Origin of the sequence: Mycolicibacterium pulveris, from assembly GCF_010725725.1 — a bacterium.
Classification (GTDB): Bacteria; Actinomycetota; Actinomycetes; order Mycobacteriales; family Mycobacteriaceae; genus Mycobacterium; species Mycobacterium pulveris.
In genome coordinates, this window is record NZ_AP022599.1 from 3,679,581 (window position 1) to 3,698,272 (window position 18,692).

The following is an 18,692-nucleotide window of genomic DNA, read 5'->3' on the forward strand; positions in this document are numbered from 1 at the left end:
GCAAAGGAGCAGACATGACCACCAGCGTACGCGCAACGCGGAAGTTGACAGTCTCCAAGGCGATGGTCGAAGCCATCTCCTCGGAGATGGAGCGCAACCCATCGGTGTTCGTAATGGGCGAGGATATCGGCCCGTTCGGTGGGGTCTTCGACCAGACTGCCGGCTTGATCGACCGGTTCGGTCCGGAGCGGGTGATCGACACGCCGATCTCGGAGACCGGCTTCATCGGTGCCGCCGTCGGTGCGGCCATCGAGGGAATGCGGCCGATCGTGGAGTTGATGTTCGTCGACTTCTTCGGTGTCTGCATGGACCAGATCTACAACCACATGGCCAAAATTCATCTGCTTTCCGGAGGCAACATCAAGGTGCCTCTGGTGCTGATGTCGGCCGTCGGCGGCGGTTATTCGGATGGCGCACAACATTCGCAGTGCCTGTGGGGCACCTTCGCGCACCTGCCGGGAATGAAGGTCGTGGTACCGAGTTCGCCCGCCGACGCCAAGGGCATGATGATCGCGGCGATCCGCGATGACAACCCGGTCGTCTACATGTTCCACAAGGGCATCATGGGGCTGTCCTGGATGGCCAAGACCAGTCGCTCCCTTGGCCCGGTCCCTCGGGACTCCTACGAGATCGACTTGGGCAAGGCCAACGTCGTCCGGCCTGGCACCGACATCTCGATCGTCACCCTGTCGCTGTCGGTGCACCATGCCCTCGATGTCGCCGACGAACTGGCCAATGACGGGATCGACTGCGAGGTGGTGGATCTGCGCAGCCTGGTGCCGCTCGATACCGACACCGTCCTCGAGTCGGTAGCCAAGACCGGCCGCCTGCTCGTGGTCGATGAGGACTATGAGTCATTCGGGCTCTCCGGTGAGATCATCGCCCGCGTCACCGAACGCGACCCGAAACTGTTCACGGTTCCGCCGGCCCGTGTTTGCGTCCCCGATGTGTCGTTGCCCTATGCCCGGCCACTCGAGCTGGCCGTGCTCCCCACCCCTGAGCGCATCCGCGCCGCTGTGGTCGAGATGATGAGGAAATAGAGAATCCATGACAGACGTATTGTTCCCCCCGATGTCGGAGAATGACCCGGACGCCGAGGGGGTGGTGTCCACCTGGTTCGTCGCCGACGGGGACGAAGTCATCGAGGGTGACCTGATCGCAGAAGTGGCCGTAGACAAGGCCGACATGGAAATCGTTGCCCCCCAGTCAGGCACGATCACGCTGCTGGTCGCCGAAGACCAGGGTGTGCAACAGGCCAGCCCGATCGCCAGGATCTCCTAGCCGGGGCCGTGGCCGTCACCCCGGGCGGACGCCGGTTGTTGCGGTTGGAGGTGCGCAACGCACACACCCCGATCGAGGACAAACCGCCGTGGATCAGAATCCGGGCCCACATGGGACCGGAGTACACCGAGCTGCGCGAACTGGTGCGCCGCGAAAACCTGCATACCGTGTGCCAGGAAGCGGGCTGCCCTAACATCTTCGAATGCTGGGAGGACCGGGAGGCGACGTTTCTGATCGGCGGCAATCAATGCAGTCGGCGCTGCGACTTCTGCCAGATCGACACGGGCAGACCGGCGCCGCTCGATCGCGACGAACCGCGCCGGGTGGCCGAGAGCGTGCAGGCGATGGGTCTGCGGTATGCAACGGTCACCGGCGTCGCGCGCGATGATCTGCCCGATGGCGGCGCGTGGCTCTACGCCCAGACTGTCCGCGAGATCAAGACGCTGAACCCCGCCACCGGTGTGGAGTTGCTCATCCCTGACTTCAACGCCGAGGCAGCCTTACTCGATGAGGTATTTCGGACGCGACCAGAAGTGCTGGCACACAACCTGGAAACGGTTCCGCGGATCTTCAAGCGGATCCGGCCGGCGTTCGGCTACCGGCGCAGCCTCGACGTCCTTGCAGCCGCCCGCGACGCCGGGTTGGTCACCAAATCGAACCTCATCCTCGGACTCGGGGAAGCCACCGGTGAGGTTCACCAGGCTTTGCGGGACCTGCGAGGAACGGGATGTGACATCGTCACCATCACCCAGTACCTGCGACCGTCACCGCGGCATCATCCGGTCGACCGCTGGGTACACCCGGACGAGTTCGCCGACTTCGCCACCTATGCTGAGGGTCTCGGATTCGCTGGTGTGCTAGCCGGACCGCTCGTGCGGTCGTCCTACCGCGCCGGCCGACTGTACGCTCGGGCGGTGCAACTGCGTGAGGAAAACTCAACAGGCTAGCCTCGATTTCTTCGGACCGCACCATCCATCTGGTTATGGGCGGTCACCAGGCGGCGTTCGGGTCGACGATCACCCAGCTGCCCACCCCGGGTAGCGGCAATTCCAGGTTTTGCCAAGTAGGACAAATACTTCCGTGCATTACAGACCCATGTCACGGGCCAATTCATGGCATGTCGACTATCGTCCGCGACACCACCTTCTGTACCAGAGCTACGGGTTCGGGCCCCCGCAGTTCCGGTACAGAAGGTGGTGTGGACGACGTTGGCTACGGCTGCTCCGGCGGAACCGGAATCGCGAAGACGTTCAACGTGGCCGAGGCGCCGAGATAGGTGCCGGCCAGGTTGACCAGGTCGACGAGCCCGCGTTGCCCGAATGCCGCTTCAGCTGCGTGGTAGGTGTCATTGCTGACACGGTAGGTCGACACCAGTTCCTGGACGAACTGGGCGGCGATCAGCTCGTCGCCGGACAATCCCACCGCCGGCTCTCCGCTGGCAAGCGCGTCGATCGCATCCTGAGGAACCCCGACCATCTGCGCGGCAAGCTTGTGGGCGTAGAGCTCATATCCCGAACCCCACTGCCCGCCGACGGACAGAATGATGATCTCCTTGACCCTCGGCGACAGCGTCGAGGCGGCGAATGCGTTGCCGACGTCGAAGAGCGCCCCACCGATCGTCGGGTTGTACAGATAGGAGTTCAGCGGGCCGATCAGCTGTCCCTCCGGGGACAGCAGTTGAATCCCGGTGGCCTGCTGCGTCGGGATCGCGACCGCCTTGATCTGCGCCGCGAGCTCGAGTTGTGCCGGGGTTGCCGTGCTCAGGTCGAGCAACGGCAGCCGCCCGCCCAGACCGTACTCGTCGCTGGGCGGCACCGGTGACGGCGGAGCCGGCGGGATCGGGGCGGCGAACTGGTCCGGCCCCTGCACCTCGAATGCGTTGAGCAGTGCCGAGGCGCCGAGGTACGTACCGGCCAGATTGGCCATGTCGACCACGCCCGCCTGCCCGAATGCCTCCACCGCCGCGGCGTAGGTTGCGTCGCTGACCCGGTGCGTCGACACCAGTTCCTGAACGAACTGGGCGGCGACCAATTCGTTGCCGGTGAGGCCCGCCGGGGCCTGGCCGTTGGCCAGGGAGTCGATCGCCTCGGCATCGATGCCGTACAGCTGCGCGGCCTTCACATGTGCATAGAGCTCGTACTCGGATCCCCACTGTCCACCGACGGACAGAATGATGATCTCCTTGACGCGCGCAGGCAGACTCGACGAGGCAAAGGTGTTGCCCACGTTGAAGATCGCCTGGCCGATCACCGGGTTGTACAGATAGGCGTTGAGCGGTCCGACGAGTCGTCCGTCGACATCCTCGAGTTGAATGCCGGTTACCGCTTGGATCGGAAGCCCGAGCTCTTTCATCAGCGCAATCAATTTCAGCTGTTCGGGCGTGGCGGTGTCCAGGTCGATGATGGGCAGCCGACCACCCAGGCCGCCGGCACCGCCGATACCGCCGTCGGCACCGACCGTACCGAACGCGCCGATGGCACCGTCGAGACCGGCCTGGCCGAACAGGCCGCCCGCACCTCCGGATCCGCCGATGCCGGCAAGCCCGGCCGCACCGCCGATACCGCCGGCGCCACCCGCCGCGCCGCTGTCGGTGAGCTTGCCGCCGGGCAGCGTGATCACGCTCGCGCCCCCTGTGCCACCGAACCCGCCGGCGCCCCCGGAGCCGGCCGCGCCGCCCGCGCCGCCGTCGCCGCCGTGGCCGAACATCAGCGACCCCGTGCCGCCCGCGCCGCCCGCGCCTCCGGTTCCGCCCGTGCCCCCGTTGCCGCCGACGCCACCGTCATCGCCGCTGTCCTCTGCCGCGTCGACGCCATGTGCCCCGGCACCGCCGTTGCCTCCGGCGCCGCCGGATCCACCGTTGCCGCCATATCCCCACCACAGGCCGGCGTTTCCGCCGGCGCCACCATCGCCGCCCGCGGTGCCGTCCCCGCCGCGGCCCCCGTTGACTCCGGTGACACCAGCGGTGCCGCTCAACCCGGCGCCGCCGGCGCCGCCCGTGCCGCCGTTGCCGAACAGCAGGCCCGCGTTGCCGCCCCTGCCGCCCGCCGCGCCCGCACCGCCGTTTCCGCCGTTGCCGCCGTGCCCCCAGAACAGGCCGCCGTTGCCACCATTGCCGCCTGCGACGCCGGGGGTGGTGCTCGACCAACCGGCACCGCCGTTGCCGAACAGCCAGCCGCCGCCGACGCCGTGCGGGTTGGCCTCGGTGCCCGCAGCACCGTTACAGATCAACCCGCACCGACCGCCCACGGCGAACATCGTGTTGACGTGAAAGAGAATCCCGGCGCCGACGGACGGCGACGCCGGGTTGCCGATCGACTGCGCACCGAGCTGGTGCGCCGCCTGCAGCAGAGGATTCAGAGGTGAGGAGTACTGTGCTGTACCGGGTTTGCTGTCCGATCCGGCGAATCTCAGTGCGTTCGAAGGGACAGGCGACGTGGCTGCCCCTGTCGTGTCGTCGTGCGACGCACTTGCCGACGTGGGGGTTGATCGTGATCGAGAATTCAGCGGGGGTGCTGTGTTTGTGTCGTCCTGATCGTCGACCTCGATGCCCGGTTCGACGTCATCTGTGTCCGTATCGGTGTCTTCCGTCTCCTCGACATCGTCGGTGTCCGAGTCGGTTTCGTCCTCCGCTTTTGCATCGGTTTCGTCGCTGGAGCCGCCGCCGTTCTGCTGTGCCGACACCATCGATTTCGGGCCCTCGTCCGGCGATGAGGTGGTCGTGCTGTGCTGCGCTGAGCCGGTCGACGAATGATCCTCATCCGAGGAACCCGCCTTAGGCGCGACTTCGGAAGCCGTAGCGGAGTCTGTGCCGGTGTCCGACGGCTCTGCTGCGGCGACTCCTTGGCCCGCGACCAGGGCGACACTCAACCCGGCGGCCACCGCGCCTGCTCGCACCCAGCGCCTGCGAGTCCGGTGCCCATCCTCACCGGCGGCCATAACCTCCGCCGCCTCGCCGAAAGCTGTTGAGCACAAGATGGTGTCATCGTCAGAGCGGACGATTCGATCGGTGTGGCGCACGGGTCCAGTCGTCGCAGAAATGGTGATCAACTCCTCGTTCGATGAGCAGTGCCTCGCGGGGTCGCGGGGATCACCCCTTATTAACGGGAGCGTCGGTCTGGGTTTCAACGGGAGGTTATTCAAATGGTCAGCGGTGCGACCGCGCCGAGTGACGGCGGGCACGCGAAGCGAAACCCGAACTTGTTCTCGAGCTCGCGGGCGCGGGCGACGAACCCGGCTGGTCCTCCGGGATATCCGCCGACGAACTGGGCGGCGCCACCGGTCCAGACCGGAAATCCGATGCCGAGAATCGAGCCGACGTTCGCGTCGGCGGTCGAGCGCAGCAGCCCGCTTTCCAGGCACCGGGCGGTGTCGATCGCCTCGGCGAACAACAGCCGGTCGATCAGCTCCTGCAGGTCGTCTGCGGGCCGGCTCGGGCCGAAGCGCTCCTCGAGCCCCTGCCACAGACCCGCCCGTCGCCCGTCGGTGTAGTCGTAGAACCCCGCCCCGGCAGCCCGCCCGGGCCGGCATGCACCGTCGATCATCACTCCCAGCACCGCATCGCCGGGGTGCTCGACAAACGCGGCGCCGGTCGTCTGCGCCTCGTCGCGGAACTGGCCGAAGATCTTGTGCGGCAGGGTGAGGGTGAGCTCATCCAGCAGCGCAAGTGTGCCGACCGGGTATCCGGCCTGTAGGGACGCCTGCTCGATCGACATCGGCGAGAGCCCTTCACCGACCATCGCGGCGGCTTCGAGCAACCGGGCCAGGATGACACGGCTGGTGAAGAATCCGCGCGCGTCGCCGACCACGATCGGTGTCTTGCCGAGTTGCCGCACGATGTCGAACGCCTTGGCAAGGGTGGCGTCGCTGGTTCGGTGCCCGACGATGATCTCGACGAGATCCATCCGTTCGACGGGGGAGAAGAAGTGTAACCCGATGAAATCGGCTGGCCGGTCGACGCTTTCAGCCAACCCGGTGATCGGAAGTGTCGAGGTGTTCGAGGCGATGACCGCGTCATCGGCGACGACCTCGATGATCTCTGCCAACACGTCGGCTTTGAGCTCGGGATCTTCAAACACCGCCTCGATGACCAGATCACATCCGGTGAGGTCGGCCAGATCGCCGGTGGCGGTGATCCGGGCGAGTACCGCATCGGCGTCGTCCTGGCTGCGCCTGCCCGCAGAGACCTGCTTGGCGAGCACCCTCTCGGCGTACCCTCTGCCCTTGCGTGCGCGATTCGCGTCGACGTCCTTGAGCTTCACCTGCAGCCCCGCCAACGCGCACGTCAGCGCGATACCTCCGCCCATCATGCCCGCGCCGACCACGGCCACCGAGCGGGCCGTGTGTCGCGGAAAGCCTTGCGGCCGACTGGCACCCGAACGCACGGTCTGCCGGTCGAAGAACGTGCCCTGGATGATGTTGGTGGAGATCTGACTGGTCGCCAGTTCGACGAAGTAGCGCGTCTCCACCGCCAGCGCGGTGTCGACGTCGACGGCTGCGCTCTCCACCGCGGCGGCCAGGATCGCCGACTGTGCGGGCATCGGCGAACCCTTGTGCTCTGCGCGTAATCTCGCCGGTCGCGCGCTCAAGGTGGCTTGCACGGCGTCATCGCGGGTATGGCCACCGGGTACCGCGTCGTCGCCGTCCCAAGGCTGGCGGGCGTCGGGATGAGCCAGGATCCAGGCACGCGCCCGATCTGCCAGGTCCTCCGTATCGGAGGCGAGTTCGTCGATGATCCCAAGCGCCAGCGCTTCTGCCGGACTGAACCGCTTCCCGGGCAGCAGCACCTTGTCCAGTGCGACGTCGAGGCCCAACATTCGGACCGTGCGCACCACTCCGCCCGCGCCGGGCAGCAGGCCCAGCGTGACCTCCGGCAGACCGAGGCGGATCGCCAGGTCGTTCAGGGCGATGCGGTAGTGACAGGCCAGCGCAAGTTCGAGGCCGCCGCCGAGCGCGGTGCCGTTGAGGGCAGCGACCACTGGGACGCCGATCCGTTCCAGGTCGCGGAGCTGGCCCTTGATTCTGGCGGTCGATGCGGCGAACCGAGCGGCGTCACCGGGCGTGGCCGCCAGCAGGTCGTGCAGGTCGCCGCCGGCGAAAAACGTCGGCTTGCCGGAGGTGACGATGACACCGGTGAGCGAATCGCCCATCTCGGACAGTTTCGAAAGGACACGGTCGAAAGAGGCGAGGTAGGCGGCGTTCATCGTGTTGACAGCCTGTGTGGGATCGTCGAACGTTAACGTGACGATGCCGTTGTCTTGGGACCAGCCGATTATGTTATCGGGCACGTGTTTCCTCTCGGGCAAAGGGTAAGTGAGGGGGGTCAAGCCAGTTCGACGATCGTGGCGATCCCCATTCCGCCACCTACGCACAACGTGATCAGGCCGCGGCGTTGATCGCGGCGTTCGAGTTCGTCGACGATGGTCGAGATCAGCATCGCCCCGGTGGCGCCGAGGGGATGGCCGAGTGCGATGGCACCGCCGTTCACGTTGACGATGTCGTGGGGCACACCAAGGTCTTTCATGAATCGCAGGACCACCGACGCGAATGCTTCGTTGATCTCGACGAGGTCGATGTCGTCGATGGTCAATCCGGCGACGGAGAGGGCCTTGCGGCTCGCCGGGGCAGGTCCCGTCAACATGATGGTGGGGTCGGCTCCGCTGACTGCGGTGGCGACGATACGGGCCCGCGGTGTCAAACCCAGTCTCGCGCCGACGCTCTGACTTCCCAGCAGCACCAGTGCCGCCCCGTCCACGATGCCCGAACTGTTGCCACCGGTGTGGACATGGTCGATGCTCTCGACCCAGTGGTACTTCTGCAGTGCCACCGCATCGAAACCGGCCTCCCGGCCCAGGGTCGCGAACGCCGGCTTCAGCGATGACAGCGATTCCACGGTCGTTCCGGGCCGCAGGTGCTCGTCGTGGTCGAGAACGGTCAGGCCGTTGCGGTCCAGAACGGGAATGACAGACTTCTCGAACGCCCCGTTCGCCCAGGCCTTGGCGGCTCTGGCCTGTGATTCGGCGGCATAGGTGTCCACGTCGTGGCGGCTGAATCCATCCAAGGTGGCGATGAGGTCGGCGCCGATGCCCTGTGGGATGAAGCCGGTGGCGAGGTTGGTCTCCGGATCGTGGGCCCACGCGCCGCCGTCGGAGCCCATCGGCACCCGCGACATGCTTTCCACCCCACCGGCGAGCACCAGGGACTCCCACCCGGAGGCGATCTTCTGCGCTGCAACGTTGACCGCCTCCAGTCCGGATGCACAGAACCGGTTCAACTGCACACCGGCGACAGTGTCCGGGAGCCCTGCCGCCAGCGCCGCGATGCGCGCGATATCGGCACCCTGGTCACCCAGCGGTGTCACGCAGCCGAGCACGATGTCATCGATCAGCCGTGGGTCGAGACTCGCGTTGCGACGCCGAAGCGCCTCGAGGAGCCCGATAACCAGGCTGATCGGTTTGACTCCGGTCAGCGCGCCTCTGCGGTTCTTCCCGCGTGGCGTGCGGATCGCATCGTAAATGAAGACCTCGTTCGGCACGTCGAGCCTTTCACATCGGAGCAGCCGGAAACGTCGGCGCTCCGCGTCGATGCGGTCAGCCGACCGGTGTCGAGCATCGAGATCCCTTATGGGTCATGTCAAGTGAATGATGGCTCGGCTAGCAGTATCTGAAAACATTGCCGTGCAATCTGATTCACTTGGCTTCGGGTTGTCCATACACGGCAACCACCACGGTCCGATCGAGGCTGTTCTCCGACCACACCCCGATTTCGGTGTTGGCGCAGTTCTGCATGGTGGCCAGCTTGCGCGGATCGGCATGCCACTGCTTGATCAGTTCAAGGCTGCTGATCGCCAGCGCCGGGTTGATGGCCACGGTCTCCTCGACGTTCCCGCGGTAGCCGGCGGCGGCCGCTCTGTCCCGAGGCGTCGATCCGTCTGATCCGATGTCACCGTCCAGCCAGCGCGAATTAAGCACATCCAGGCTGTGTCGTTGCGCGGCCGACTCCAACTGCGGACTGGCTTTGACGTGGCCAGGACATCCCGCCTTGTACTGCACGATGCTGACCATCTGCCGAACGCTCTTGTTCAGCCGGCTGTTGTCGGCGTGTGCATGCGCGGGCCCGGTCGCTGCGAGCGCAACTGTCACCACGGCGACGGCGGACAGCCCTCGAATTGCGGTGCGGGATGCGAAGTTCATCGATGTCGTCCTCGTCACAGTGGGGTGAAATCGGAGACCAGCCACTGTTTGCCGATCTTGTCCAACGTGACCTTCACCGTGGACGTAGTCTGCGTCGGAGGGTCGGTGCCGACGATGGTGGTCTGGTCCACGAACACGAGCACCACCGCGTGCTTGTCGGTCGCTTCAATCGACGCGGCCGCGGGCACCGTCGCCGAGGAGATGATCTGCTTCTGGCGCGCCCCGGGAATCACCGTGTCGGCGGTCAGCGACGTGAATACATCCCGGAACCCACCGGTGAGCCGGTCGCGGACCGCGACGAGGGTCTCCTCGACCGTGTCCGGCCGGTAGGACAACAACGCGACTGTGGTCTCGCTCGCCGCCTGTACCGACTCCGTGCTGGCGGTGAGTGCCGCGCGTGCCTCAACGGTTCGCCACTTCAGGTAACCGACGCCAACGGTCAGCAAGAGCGCCACACCGGGGATGAGGACGAAGACCAGGAGCCGCGCCGGTGCATGTCGTTTACGGAATGAATTCCACATCGGACACCTTGGCTTCCCCGTTCACGTCCTGAAGACTGATTCGCATGCGCCACAGTCGCGCCGGCGCCTGCGTGCCGGTGAGCGATGTCTTGACCGAAACCGCGACCAGCACCTCGGCACGGTCGGTGTCGACGGTTTCCAGGCCGACCTCTAGAACCGTACCAACGGTTTTCGACTTGGAACGCTTGACCGTGTCGATGAACCACGCCGACCGCTGCTGAAAGTCCTCGTGGAACTCGCCTGTTGACGTGTCGAGGATCTGCTCGACCTTCGCTTCCACGTCGGTGTCGCTGATCGTGGTCAGTCGTAGCACGCCGTCCCGCCCGGCCGCGAGGAACCGGTCCCGCTGCTTGTGTTCTCGGGCGATCTCGAAATCTTGAACTCCGAACCAGCAGAACAGCGCAGTCAACGCAGCGAGGAGGCCGAGCCCGAACGCCAGGGCCCGCGCCTGCGGGTGTGGCCCGGAGCCGAGCGGCCCCGCCCGATACATCGATCGTCGCCTCACGCTGGTATCCCGTTACGCCTGCCATTATAGTTTGCTGACACTTCAACCCGACCATCCGGTATGTTCCGCGTTCTGATCAAGCCCGCAGATCTTCATATGGTGCAACGACCGCCCGCCCGACCGCCCAGAAGCCCAAATGAACTGCGAATATCGGGAGACTTCACCATATGAAACTACCGGTATTGTCCGTCGGGAGCGGCGGTGATGGACTCGCTCCACGATGAAGAGGCTTGCGCCCCTGCGGCGAATGAAGGTTGCTGAAGCCGGGAGGAGCAGGTGATGACCACCGTCGACGTGATAACCAGGCCGATGCGATCGGTGGGCGGGTTCTTCGCCACCGCCGTCGACACCCTGGCCCTGATCCCGAAGCCGCCATTCGCGTGGCGGGAATGGATCTTTCAAATGTGGTTCGTGGCCCGGGTCTCCATCATGCCCACGATCATGTTGTCGATCCCGTTCACCGTGCTGTCGGTATTCATCTTCAACATTCTTCTTGTCGAGTTCGGTGCGGCGGATTACTCGGGTGCGGGTGCCGCGTTCGGAGCGGTCACCCAAATCGGCCCTCTGGTAACGGTTCTCGTGGTCGCAGGTGCGGCGGCCACAGCGATGTGCGCGGACCTCGGCGCACGCACCATTCGCGAGGAACTCGACGCGATGCGCGTGATGGGGATAAATCCGCTGCAGGCCTTGGTGGTGCCGCGGGTGTTGGCGACCGTGGTCGTGGCGTTGCTGCTCAACTCCGTTGTCGCCGTCGTCGGTGTCGTCGGCGGGTTCTTCTTCTCCGTGTTCGTCCAGAACGTCACGCCGGGGGCCTTCGTCGGCAGTATGACCCTGTTCACCGGGCTCGCCGAAATCGTGATCTCGCTGACCAAGGCGGCGCTGTTCGGCCTCGTGGCCGCGCTGATCGGTTGTTACAAGGGGATATCCGTCGGTGGCGGACCGGCGGGAGTGGGTACCGCGGTCAACGAGACGGTGGTCTTCTCGTTCATGGCGCTATTCGTCATCAACGTGATCGTGACCGCCGTCGGCGTGAAGGCGACGATGTGATGACCAGCAGCCGGCCCAGTACCCTGATGCCTCGGATGCGACGTGCCACCGACGACTTCGTCGCCGGATGGGACCGCATCGGGGTGCAGACCCGGTTCTATGTGAAGACGGTCAGGTCGATCGGTGACGCGGTGGTGCACTACCGGACCGAGATCGCTTGTCAGATCGCGCAAATGAGTCTCGGTGCGGGCGCGCTCGCGGTCGTCGGTGGGACGATCGTGATCGTGGGGTTTCTCACCCTGTCGGCCGGTGCGCTGATCGCGGTGCAGGGATACAACACGCTGGCCGGAGTCGGCGTCGAGGCGTTGACCGGGTTCACGTCCGCCTATCTGAACGTCCGCATCATCGGGCCGCTGACAACGGGAATCGGGCTGGCCGCAACGATCGGCGCCGGTGCCACCGCCCAACTCGGCGCCATGCGCATCGCCGAGGAGATCGACGCCCTCGAGGTGATGGGTGTTCGCGCAATCGCCTACCTGGCGTCCACCCGACTGCTGGCCGGAATGATCGTGGTGATCCCGCTGTACTGCGTTGCCGTGCTGATGTCCTTCATCGCCGCGCGGGTGGGCACCACCGCGATCTACGGGCAGTCGACCGGTGTCTACGACCACTACTTCACCACCTTCCTCAACCCGGTGGATCTCATCTGGTCCTTCGTGCAGGCGATGGCGATGGCGATCACCGTCATGGTGATCCACACCTACTACGGGTTCACCGCGGCGGGCGGGCCCGCCGGCGTCGGAGAAGCCGTCGGCCGGGCGGTGCGCGCCTCGCTGATCGTGGTGGTGTTCGTGACCCTTGTCATCTCGCTGTCCGTGTACGGACAGTCGGGCAACTTCAACCTCTCCGGGTAGCCCAGTGACACTCGACGACGATTCGCGTATCGGTCCTGCGTGGTACACCGGCGTCCTCCTGATCGCCGTGGTGGCGATAAGCTTCACCACCGCAGCACTTTTCGGTGGGTGGTTCCGCAGCTCGATCCCGGTCACCCTGACCTCGGATCGCGCAGGTTTGATCATGGAACCGGGCGGCAAGGTCAAACTGCACGGGATGCAGGTGGGGCGTGTCGCGCGGGTCGACGTCGACGGCGATGCGACACTGCAACTGGAGATCGATCCCAAGTTCATCCAGTACATTCCGGCCAACGTGGGTGCCGAGATCACCGCGACAACGGCGTTCGGGGCCAAATACGTCCGGCTGATCTATCCGGACGATCCCGCCCCGCAGCGGCTCAGAGCGGGGCAGGTGCTGCGCTCGCGCAACGTCACCGCCGAGATCAACACGGTGTTCCAGAACCTCGTCGACCTTCTCGACATGGTGGACCCGGCGAAGCTGAACTCGCTGCTGTCGGCGCTCGCCGAGGGCGTGAGGGGTCAGGGCGACGCCGTCGGCCAGGCCACCAGCGCCGCGAACGAGGTACTGCTCGCCCTCAATCCGCGCAGTGAGAGGGTGCGTGCAGACTTTCGGTCGTTGTCTGAGTTCAGCGATGCCTTCGGCGCCGCGGCCGTGGACATCCTCAACGCGGTGAGTTCTTTCAGCACCACCGCGGTCACGGTGAGCGATCAAGCGCTTGCGTTGGATACCTTGCTGATCAACGTGATCGGACTCAGCGACAGCGGAACCAGCCTCCTGGGGTACAGCAAGGACGACCTCGTGCGCACCGTCACCGCGCTCGCACCGACCAGCGCGCTGCTGTTCAAGTACAACCCGTCGTTGACGTGCCTGCTGGTCGGTGCGAAGTGGTTCATCGACAACGGCGGCGCGCAAGCCGTAGGTGGCAACGGCTATTCGATCATCCTCGATGCCGGGCTGACCTGGGGCCAGGACAACTACCGGTATCCCCGCCATCTGCCGGTCGTCGGCGCGAAGGGCGGTCCCGGCGGCAAACCGGGCTGCGGATCGCTGCCCGATCCCAGCAAGAAATTCCCGGTGCGCCAACTTGTCACCAACACCGGCTGGGGCGTCGGCGACGACATCCGGGTCAATCCCGGCATCGGGTTCCCCGGCTGGGCCAACTACTTCCCAGTCACCCGTGCCGCGCCGGAACCGCCGAGCATCCGGAACCTCGACGGGCCCGCCCCGGCGCCGCTCCCGTACCCGGGTGGCCCGCCGTACGGTGCACCGCAATACGCACCCGACGGCACGCCGCTCTATCCGGGTCTGCCGCCTGCACCGCCCCCGGGGGCGCCGCGCGAACCGGGGGTCAGACCCGGGTCTGAACCGTTCGTCGCGCCGGTTCCGGCGCACACCCGGCCGACGCCACCGCCGCCGATACCCGGTCCATCGGTGGCCTCGCTGAGTCCGCCGTCCTGATCCGGACAACAACCGCCTGAACCAGCTGTCAAAGGGGACATGATGAAAGACCGTCTCACCACCGTCATCTGGCGTCTCGCGATCTTCGTGTCCGTCTGCCTGATGGGCCTTTTCGTGCTGATCGCGGTCTTCGCGCAGTTGCGGTTCGAACCCAAACGCAGCTACATCGCGGAGTTCACCAACGTGGGCGGCCTCAAAGGTGGTGATTTCGTGCGGATCGCCGGCGTCGAGGTCGGCAAGGTCGGGCACATCGCCATCCGCCCGGACGCCACCGTGGCCGTCGAGTTCAACGTCGACGACACCGTGGCGCTCACCGACACCAGTCGGGCAGTCATCCGGTTCGACAATCTCTACGGTGACCGCTATCTGGCCCTGGAAAAAGGCGAAGGTGTCGGTGCACCGCTCGCGCCCGGCGCCACTATCCCGTCGTCGCGCACGGAACCTGCGCTGGACCTGGACACCCTGATCGGGGGTTTCCGGCCACTGTTTCGGGCGCTGGACCCCGACCAGGTCAACGCGCTGTCATCGCAACTGATTCAGGCCTTCCAGGGCCAGGGCCAGGCGATAGGCTCGCTGCTCACTCAGACGGCCGCGTTGACCAACACGCTGGCCGATCGCGACGAGTTGATCGGAGAGGTCATCGAAAACCTCGATATCGTGCTGGGCGCACTGAGCCGGCACAGCACGGAATTCGGTCAGGCGCTCGACTCGATCGCAGCGCTCACCAAATCACTTGCGGCGCGCAAGAACGACATCGGCACCTCAGTGGCTCACGCCGACGCCGCCGCCGGATCGGTAGCCGATCTGCTGGCGCGTTCACGATCACCGGTGCGAAAAGTCGTCACCGAAGCCGATCGGACCGCCGGTCTGGTGCTCGAGGAGCGTGACTATTTCGACGATCTGCTCAATACGCTTCCCGACGCGTACCGCATCCTCGGCCGTCAGGGACTCTACGGCGACTGGTTCGCCTTCTACGTGTGTGAGGCCATCATCAAGGTCAACGGCAAAGGCGGGCAACCGGTCTATATAAAGGCGGCTGGTCAGTCTTCAGGCAGGTGTACCCCGAAATGAGGCCACTGACTGAACGTAACCCCCTGCTTGTCGGCATCACCGGATCCGTGCTCACCGCCGCGGCCGTATTAGGTACCCTCAACTACGACCGGTTGCCATTGATCGTCGGAACCCGTGAGTACTCCGCGTATTTCGCCGATGCGGCGGGTCTGCGTCCGGATTCGCCCGTGGAGGTGGCTGGACTCCGGGTGGGCCAAGTGGCCAGCATCGCGCTGGACGGCGACCGGGTCTTCGTCCGGTTCGATGTCGACAAGGACGTACAGGTGGGTGAGCGGACGGAGGCCGCCATCAAAACCAAGACTGTCCTCGGTGCCAAGTTCATTGAAGTCACCCCGCGAGGTGGCGGTCGTCAATCCGAACCGATCCCGCTCGAGCGCACGAGTTCTCCCTACCAGCTGGCTGATGCGCTCGGCGATTTGTCGACGACGATCAGCGGTCTCGACACCGAAGAGCTGTCTGCGTCCCTGGCCACCCTGGCCGAGACGTTCTCAGACACCCCACCGGACCTACGGGCTGCGGTGCAGGGGGTTTCACGGTTTGCCGACACGCTCGCCGAACGTGATCAGCAGCTGCGTTCGCTGCTGTCGAACGTCAGCAAGGTAACCGGTGTGCTGTCCGAACGCACCGAGCAGATCGCCGGCTTGATCGCCGACACGAACGTACTGCTGGCCCAACTGAGAACGCAGAGCAGCGCACTCGACCGCATCTCGGGCAACATCTCTGCGATCAGTCGAGAACTCCGCGACTTCATCGAAGAGAACCGCGCTTCGTTCAAACCGGCTTTAGACAAGCTCAACGACGTGCTCACTGTCGTCGACAACCGCAAAGTCAAGCTTCAGGACGCGGTCAAGCGTCTCAACGGCTATGCGATGTCGCTGGGCGAATCCGTCTCCTCCGGACCGTATTTCAAGGGGTTCATCGTCAACCTGCCGCCCGGTCAATTCATCCAGCCGTTCATCGACGCAGCGTTCTCCGACCTGGGTCTGGATCCGAACGTCCTGGCGCCGTCGCAGCTGACCGATCCGCCGGAGGGGCAACGCGCGACCCCGGCGCTGCCGGTGCCGTATCCGCGTACCGGGCAGGGCGGCGAGCCGCACTTGACGCTGCCCGACGCCATCACCGGCAAGCCGGGTGATCCGCGGTATCCCCACCGTGAGCCGCTGCCCGCCCCGCCGCCAGGTGGCCCGCCGCCGGGGCCGCCCGCAGCTCCGGGCGGACCGCAACCCCCGCCGACCCACGGCCCGGTCTTTCTGCCCGCGCCCGGCGAGGCACCAGCATCCGAGGGGCAACCATGACCAGACGTACGTTTACGATCGGCCTGGCGGCGGTGTTGGTGCTGACCGTCATCGCCGGCCTCGTCGTCGCGATTCCGTTGGCAAACGAGGCGCAGAAGATCAGGGTCACCGCTTATTTCGCCAATGCCAACGGCATCTACATCGGTGACGACGTCCGCATACTCGGGGTGCGAGTCGGGGAGATCGACACCATCGAGGCCCAGCCGCAGCAGGTGAAGATCACCTTCAAGATCGACCACGGAATCCGGGTTCCCGCCGACGCGAAGGCGGTGATCCTGTCACCGTCGCTGGTCTCGGCGCGCGCGATTCAGCTGGTGCCGGCGTACACCGGGGGGCCGGTGCTGGCCGACCAGTCGGTGATCCCGAGGGACCGAACGGCGGTGCCGGTGGAGTGGGACGACCTTCGCGAGCAGCTGTCGAAGCTCGCCGCGGCATTACAGCCCACCGAACCCGGTGCCGTCAGCACACTGGGCGCCTTCGTCAACACCGCCGCGGACAACCTACGCGGTGAGGGGGCCAACATTCATCACACCGTCCTCAAGCTCTCGCAGGCGTTCTCGGCGCTTGGCGACCATAGTGGCGACATCTTCGGCACCGTCAACGACCTGTCACTGGTGGTGTCGGCGCTGCAGGACAGCAGGGATCTGATGCGCCGGCTCAACCAGAACCTCGCCGCGACCACGGCGCTGATCAGTAACCACCCGAACGAGATCGGTCAGGCCCTGGCTGACATCGACGCGGTGGCCGAGAAAGTGTCCGACTTCGTCGCGGAGAATCGGGAGCCGGTCGGCGTGACCGCGGATAAGCTCGCGTCGATCAGTGGCGCGCTGCGCCAGAGCCTCGACGATCTCGAGCAAACGCTACACGTAGCGCCGACCGGATTGTCGAACTTCGTCAATATCTACCCGCCGGCTATCGGTGGCTTCGCCGGCGCGTTCAGCCTGAACAACTTCGCCAACCCAATTCAATTCCTCTGCGGCGCAATTCAAGCAGCCTCCCGGCTCAATGCGGAACAGTCGGCGAAGCTGTGCGTGCAGTACCTGGCCCCGATCGTGAAGAACCGGCAGATCAACTTTCCACCGCTTGGTGTCAACCCAGTCGTCGGCGCGTACGCCCGCCCCAACGAGATCACCTACAGCGAGGATTGGCTGCGCCCCGATTACATCCCGCCGTCGCCAGAGCACGCATCGCCGCACGAGGCGTCGGTCGAAACCCCGGGCGCCAATGCACCCCCGCACGCGCCGCTGGCCGTCGACCCGCCACTGCTTTCCGCCGAGAACCCCCTACCAGGACCGTCGGACCTTCGCGACATGATGCTCCCGACGGGGGTGGCACCGTGAACCCGCGTCAACTGCGGGCGGTCACCGCCGCCGTGGTCGCCGTCGTCCTCGCTGCCGCGGGATGCGGCTGGAGGGGCGCCAACTCGATGCCGCTGCCCGGCACCGAAGGCGGCGGGCCCGGCTCCTACACCATTCAGGCGCAGCTGCCCGATGTCGGCAACATCCAGCGGAACTCGAGGGTCCGCGTCGGCGACATCAACGTCGGAACCGTGACCGACATCGAACGCCAAGGCTGGAACGCGTTGCTGACGATGACGATCAACGGCGACGTCGTGCTGCCCGCCAACACGACCGCGAGCATCGGCCAGACCAGCCTGCTGGGCACATTGCACGTCGAACTGGTACCACCGCAAATCGTCGCGCCGCAAGGCAGACTCCACGACGGATCGCTGATCCCGTTGGCCTCGGGTTCTGCTTATCCCTCTACCGAACAAACCCTCGCCAGCCTCTCGCTGTTGCTCAACGGGGGCGGTATCGGTCAGATCCAGGACATCACAACAGCATTGAGCACCGCCTTTGCGGGGCGCGAGAAGGATCTACGGAGCCTGATCGAGCAACTCGGCGTCTTCATTTCCCGGGTCAACGAACAGAAGCAGGACATCATCGGCGCCACCGAGAGCGTCAACCGGTTGGCCGGGCAGATCGCCGCGCAGAAGCCGGTGGTGGACAGGGCGTTCGAGACGATTCCGCAGGCGTTGGCGGTGCTATCGGAGCACCGCGAAAACCTCGCCACCGCGCTGGACAAGGTCGGTGAGCTCAGCGCGCTGACCACCGACGCGGTGACCCAGACCAAGGAAAACCTGATCGCCGAGCTCAATGAACTCGGACCCGTTCTCGAATCGCTGGCCAACGCCGGGCCGGCCATGGTGCGCTCGCTGAGCTTCTTGACGACGTTTCCGTTCGTCAAGGAGAACGTCGGCAATTTCTTCCGGGGCGACTACGCCAACCTCACCGGGATCTTCGACCTCACGCTGAGCCGCATCGACGCAGGCTTTTTCACCGGCACTCGCTTCGAGGGCACCCTCACCGAGTGGGAGCTGCAGTGGGGCCGGACCATCGGCCAGTACCCTAGCCCCTATACCAACGGCAACCCGTTGACGGCGCCCTACCACTTCGACCAGGGCCGCTGA

The 18,692-nt window shown here is 65.5% G+C and carries 16 protein-coding genes; 10 read left to right on the forward strand and 6 right to left on the reverse strand.

Features of this window, described 5'->3' with window-relative positions:
• Positions 1–14: 14 nt before the first annotated feature.
• Genes G6N28_RS17850 through lipA form a run of 3 tightly spaced genes read left to right on the forward strand, consistent with a single transcriptional unit; the run spans position 15 to position 2,228 of the window.
• A complete protein-coding gene (locus tag G6N28_RS17850; protein ID WP_163902539.1) occupies positions 15–1,040 on the forward strand; it encodes an alpha-ketoacid dehydrogenase subunit beta in 1,026 nt (341 codons plus the stop codon).
• 31 nt (positions 1,041–1,071) lie between these two features.
• On the forward strand, positions 1,072–1,281 hold the full coding sequence (locus tag G6N28_RS17855) for a biotin/lipoyl-containing protein (RefSeq protein WP_235674618.1): 210 nt from the start codon (positions 1,072–1,074) through the stop codon (positions 1,279–1,281).
• Between the two features lie 8 nt (positions 1,282–1,289).
• Positions 1,290–2,228, forward strand: coding sequence for a lipoyl synthase (lipA, locus tag G6N28_RS17860; RefSeq protein ID WP_163902543.1), 939 nt, complete (start codon positions 1,290–1,292; stop codon positions 2,226–2,228).
• A gap of 265 nt (positions 2,229–2,493) precedes the next feature.
• Here lipA and G6N28_RS27375 read toward each other — a convergent pair whose 3' ends face one another.
• From G6N28_RS27375 to G6N28_RS17890, 6 genes are all read right to left on the reverse strand, one after another.
• Complete coding sequence (locus G6N28_RS27375; protein ID WP_163902546.1) at positions 2,494–5,160, reverse strand: PGRS repeat-containing protein; 2,667 nt, start codon at positions 5,158–5,160, stop codon at positions 2,494–2,496.
• A 257-nt stretch (positions 5,161–5,417) separates the two neighbouring features.
• Positions 5,418–7,565, reverse strand: a complete 2,148-nt coding sequence (locus G6N28_RS17870) for a 3-hydroxyacyl-CoA dehydrogenase NAD-binding domain-containing protein (RefSeq protein ID WP_163902548.1) — start codon at positions 7,563–7,565, stop codon at positions 5,418–5,420.
• Between the two features lie 35 nt (positions 7,566–7,600).
• A complete protein-coding gene (locus tag G6N28_RS17875; RefSeq protein WP_163902550.1) occupies positions 7,601–8,812 on the reverse strand; it encodes an acetyl-CoA C-acetyltransferase in 1,212 nt (403 codons plus the stop codon).
• 154 nt (positions 8,813–8,966) lie between these two features.
• Entirely contained in the window at positions 8,967–9,470 is a 504-nt protein-coding gene (locus G6N28_RS17880; protein WP_163902552.1) for a CAP domain-containing protein, read from the reverse strand.
• A gap of 14 nt (positions 9,471–9,484) precedes the next feature.
• Positions 9,485–9,991, reverse strand: a complete 507-nt coding sequence (locus G6N28_RS17885; protein ID WP_163902555.1) for an Rv1363c family protein — start codon at positions 9,989–9,991, stop codon at positions 9,485–9,487.
• The gene (locus G6N28_RS17890) at positions 9,972–10,496 is read right to left on the reverse strand and encodes an Rv1363c family protein (protein ID WP_163902557.1); all 525 of its coding nucleotides are present in this window, start codon (positions 10,494–10,496) and stop codon (positions 9,972–9,974) included. Before G6N28_RS17890 ends, G6N28_RS17885 begins: the two co-directional genes overlap by 20 nt.
• 279 nt (positions 10,497–10,775) lie before the next feature.
• Between G6N28_RS17890 and G6N28_RS17895 the strand changes: the two genes are divergently transcribed.
• The 7 genes from G6N28_RS17895 to G6N28_RS17925 are packed head-to-tail and all read left to right on the forward strand — an operon-like array spanning position 10,776 to position 18,692.
• Positions 10,776–11,543 (forward strand): MlaE family ABC transporter permease, encoded by a 768-nt coding sequence (locus G6N28_RS17895; RefSeq protein WP_163902559.1) that lies wholly within the window; start codon positions 10,776–10,778, stop codon positions 11,541–11,543.
• A complete protein-coding gene (locus G6N28_RS17900) occupies positions 11,543–12,397 on the forward strand; it encodes an ABC transporter permease (protein ID WP_163902561.1) in 855 nt (284 codons plus the stop codon). The genes G6N28_RS17895 and G6N28_RS17900 overlap by 1 nt, the downstream gene beginning before the upstream one ends.
• Before the next feature lie 4 nt (positions 12,398–12,401).
• A complete protein-coding gene (locus G6N28_RS17905) occupies positions 12,402–13,856 on the forward strand; it encodes an MCE family protein (RefSeq protein ID WP_163902563.1) in 1,455 nt (484 codons plus the stop codon).
• Between the two features lie 42 nt (positions 13,857–13,898).
• A complete protein-coding gene (locus G6N28_RS17910; protein ID WP_163902565.1) occupies positions 13,899–14,927 on the forward strand; it encodes a virulence factor Mce family protein in 1,029 nt (342 codons plus the stop codon).
• On the forward strand, positions 14,924–16,222 hold the full coding sequence (locus G6N28_RS17915; protein ID WP_163902568.1) for an MCE family protein: 1,299 nt from the start codon (positions 14,924–14,926) through the stop codon (positions 16,220–16,222). The genes G6N28_RS17910 and G6N28_RS17915 overlap by 4 nt, the downstream gene beginning before the upstream one ends.
• The gene (locus G6N28_RS17920) at positions 16,219–17,562 is read left to right on the forward strand and encodes an MCE family protein (protein ID WP_163902570.1); all 1,344 of its coding nucleotides are present in this window, start codon (positions 16,219–16,221) and stop codon (positions 17,560–17,562) included. The genes G6N28_RS17915 and G6N28_RS17920 overlap by 4 nt, the downstream gene beginning before the upstream one ends.
• Positions 17,559–18,692 (forward strand): virulence factor Mce family protein, encoded by a 1,134-nt coding sequence (locus G6N28_RS17925; RefSeq protein WP_163902572.1) that lies wholly within the window; start codon positions 17,559–17,561, stop codon positions 18,690–18,692. The genes G6N28_RS17920 and G6N28_RS17925 overlap by 4 nt, the downstream gene beginning before the upstream one ends.

Excerpts from the sequence above, each read along its gene's own strand:
- G6N28_RS17850 (WP_163902539.1), top strand. The coding sequence starts at position 15 with ATGACCACCAGCGTACGCGCAACGCGGAAGTTGACAGTCTCCAAGGCG.
- G6N28_RS17855 (WP_235674618.1), top strand. The coding sequence starts at position 1,072 with ATGTCGGAGAATGACCCGGACGCCGAGGGGGTGGTGTCCACCTGGTTC.
- G6N28_RS17880 (WP_163902552.1), bottom strand. The coding sequence starts at position 9,470 with ATGAACTTCGCATCCCGCACCGCAATTCGAGGGCTGTCCGCCGTCGCC.
- G6N28_RS17885 (WP_163902555.1), bottom strand. The coding sequence starts at position 9,991 with ATGTGGAATTCATTCCGTAAACGACATGCACCGGCGCGGCTCCTGGTC.
- G6N28_RS17895 (WP_163902559.1), top strand. The coding sequence starts at position 10,776 with ATGACCACCGTCGACGTGATAACCAGGCCGATGCGATCGGTGGGCGGG.
- G6N28_RS17900 (WP_163902561.1), top strand. The coding sequence starts at position 11,543 with ATGACCAGCAGCCGGCCCAGTACCCTGATGCCTCGGATGCGACGTGCC.
- G6N28_RS17910 (WP_163902565.1), top strand. The coding sequence starts at position 13,899 with ATGAAAGACCGTCTCACCACCGTCATCTGGCGTCTCGCGATCTTCGTG.
- G6N28_RS17915 (WP_163902568.1), top strand. The coding sequence starts at position 14,924 with ATGAGGCCACTGACTGAACGTAACCCCCTGCTTGTCGGCATCACCGGA.
- G6N28_RS17920 (WP_163902570.1), top strand. The coding sequence starts at position 16,219 with ATGACCAGACGTACGTTTACGATCGGCCTGGCGGCGGTGTTGGTGCTG.